Annotated in this window: 3 protein-coding genes; all 3 read right to left on the bottom strand. The window is 29.0% G+C overall.

The annotated features are described in order from the left end of the window. Window positions 1–333: 333 nt before the first annotated feature. The gene (locus HNR52_RS12050) at window positions 334–1,014 is read right to left on the bottom strand and encodes a DUF4829 domain-containing protein (protein ID WP_435620718.1); all 681 of its coding nucleotides are present in this window, start codon (window positions 1,012–1,014) and stop codon (window positions 334–336) included. A gap of 40 nt (window positions 1,015–1,054) precedes the next feature. Further along, window positions 1,055–1,615: an outer membrane protein assembly factor BamD gene (locus tag HNR52_RS12055; RefSeq protein ID WP_435620719.1), complete on the bottom strand. Its 561-nt coding sequence runs from the start codon at window positions 1,613–1,615 to the stop codon at window positions 1,055–1,057. Between the two features lie 176 nt (window positions 1,616–1,791). After that, window positions 1,792–2,892, bottom strand: coding sequence for an amidase domain-containing protein (locus HNR52_RS12060; RefSeq protein ID WP_435620720.1), 1,101 nt, complete (start codon window positions 2,890–2,892; stop codon window positions 1,792–1,794). Window positions 2,893–3,176: the final 284 nt, after the last annotated feature.

The raw sequence follows: 3,176 nt of genomic DNA on the forward strand, positions 1-3,176 counted from the left end.
GTTTATTAAGTGTTGCCTTTTTTAGAACTTTTGAGGCCTTTATTTTTCAAGGTTCCAAAAAATACTACTTGACATTTCACCGCTTGTCTTATTTGAATTAATTATTTTCCTTTTCCTCCAATTTAAATAAAATATCATGTAATTTATTTTAGAAATGTCATAATAATTTAGGAATGTTAACTGTAAGCGACTACTACTTCTGATATTTTTACAACAGATACCATTCAAATAATCCCCTAATTATACGAAAGTTCCATTTTGGATGATTCACATGGTACCAGCCATACATTTTTATAGCTGTAGCTTAAGCTTGAACTGCTGTTTTTATTAAAACTATTTTTCATTTTTTAGCTGTTTTTCACTTGCAGCAATATTATCAATAACCACACCCTTCATATTCATTATTTGCCCTTTTTTATCAAGAGTACTTTCGATTTTAGCAGCGATATTTTCATCCTCTGAATTAAATCCATTGCCAGTATCTTTTAAGTATTCTATATATGGGACTGATAGCCTTACTATTTTCCAGCTTCCATCTTCTTTTGTAACAACAATAACACGATGGTTTGTCCCAATATATAGCCATTTATCTTCTTTATCCACTTTAAAGTTAATTTCAGCATAAAAAATACGTGTATCATCCAAATTTAAGTTTTCTCCAGATGAAATATCTGCTGCTTCTATACCTATGTCCTTTGGAAGCTCTTTAATTTGAATCAACTTGGCTTCCTTCTCTTTAAAGAATGATTCTGATTTATTAGCTGAAAGAAATTGTGTCATGGCTGTGCGATTAGAATTGGTAAAATAGTTCATATACTCATAAGGATCCTGATCGTTAATTGCTTGAATCATCCCTTTAATTACTGCAATAGGGTCATCAAAATTTGTTGTATTGCTCAGACTAACCGATTCTTTTGCGCTTGCTTTCGGTATTGAAGTAAACCCTGTAATCACTATACCTATTAAAAATGTTGTTATAAGCAGTACTGCTGTTAATCTTATTTGATGTTTCATAAAAGATCTCACTCCCCTATATAGCTTTTTTTAAAAAAATTTATGGTGATGAAGCAATATAACTTATACACCAGCCACCATATAAAGGTGACTTAGAAACTGTAATAAATCTGGTAAAGTACCCTTCCTCAGGAAATTTGTTAATATCATTCGATTTTTGCATATAATAGATGCAGTAAAGCTTAGAAGATTTTTCTACACTTTCACTGTCATTCTTTTTCATCGTATCTGGATATACTTCTATTGATTTGATGTCAATTCTCTTTATATTTTTCAAATATTCTATATGTTCGTTATACACATAACTAATATCTTCAGATGATTTATTTGCTGCATTATTTAAAAAATTGGAGGCACAAACAACGGCGAGATTATAATTCTTATTATTTATGCTATTATAATAGATATTTATTATTTCTTCCGGAGACGCCTTTGAAATTTTAATTTTATCTTCCTTAGTCAGCATATTGAAATACTTTTGCGCTATTGAATTATTTCCCTTTTCTTTAATGACACTATTATTGCTTTTAGATGAACATCCAGCTACAATAAAGGCAAAAAATATCAAAAAACATAAAACAATTTTATTAAACAATCTCACTACCACTCACCTCCATTGAAAATTGTTTAAAAAACACTGCATACTCTTTACTATATTATTTAGAGTATGCAGAAACCAGATATAAATTTACAATTTGAATTCATTTTTAAATATAAGAGTACATAAAAATTGCCCTATATTTATAAAGGTTAAAATCAATGCAACACATTAACATATTAAATATAATTATTAATGTGTATGCAACTATATTTGCAAGAACTTCCACCATAATTCCATTTTATATTGTGATAATCGGTAGTATGACAGCTAACAAGAGGAGCACCAGAACTATCAAAGCCTGTTACTATAGCAACGTGATCCCATATACCATCTCCAGTCCAATCATAATATATAATGTCTCCTCTTGATAAACTTGATGAAGTTGTTTCACTACCCCATCCTGATAATATAAAAGGTCTTTGAGAAGGGCAATATGTCCATGTAGTAGATGCAACATCATCTGTAGTTAAAGAAGTATTTTTATTATCATACCACCAGTTTGTACTACTATTAATCCCAAATCCAATATAATAGGCCCCACCAGCATATAAGCACTGAGAAACAAAATTTGCACAGTCACCACCAACTGAATCATAGCTTTTATAACTAGGATTATATTTCAAGCAATAATTTTCTGCATAGTTAGCAGCTGCATTTCTATTATAAGGAGTTGATCCTGGTGGTGAATATGGAACTACATTATCATGCGTTATTTCAGGTACACTCAGTGATTTTAATTGTGAAACATCAAAATCCGGAGAAGTAACATTTGTTAAATATCCTTCAGTATATTCATCTTTTTGTATTTTCCATTCATTATCTTTCTCAATTAATGTAACTTTATGATCAACACTCATATCAGATTTGTTAATCTTAGAATTAATTGGATCATCATTTGAATTTATCCAGTCAAAACTTATAATCTCTTTTAAATCAACTTGACATTCATCATTGTTTTTTAACTTAATATTACTAATTTCTACATTGGATTTAATGTTTAATATTTTTATATTCAATCTATCTGCCATCTCAATATAATTTTTATATCTGTTCTTTTCGAAATTATAAATTTTTGTATCTTTTGCATAAAACAACTCCAATTTATCTATATAAGACGGATCAACTATTGATTTTGTCCTATATTGATATGCTTCTGTAATTATATTAGTGATTTCTTTACTGTTCATATTTTCGTTATTTGTGTATGCATTTACATTAATAACTGCCCCACATATAAAGAGTATCATTAAAATAAAAATTGAGAAAATCTTTTTCATAATCTTATTTCCCTCCCTCATATTTTAGGGGAATATTTCATAATCCTATTCCTCACCTCCATCTTCTGTATTTCCCCTTCTACATATATAAAAGCTAATTTTTTCTAAAAATATTCCACATCATAAAATTATTTTTATCATTTTGGCATATTATGCTTCATATTACGCTCCTAACCTTCTATAATTCATCTCCCTCTATAATCTTTGATTTTCTTTTAATATCTCACTCATTCTCAGATTCTCACAATCTTCAAAGAAGCCCTCATGTATATCAATGCTATTTA

This window comes from Thermoanaerobacterium thermosulfurigenes (assembly GCF_051201035.1).
In the GTDB taxonomy this organism is placed as follows: domain Bacteria; phylum Bacillota; class Thermoanaerobacteria; order Thermoanaerobacterales; family Thermoanaerobacteraceae; genus Thermoanaerobacterium; species Thermoanaerobacterium thermosulfurigenes.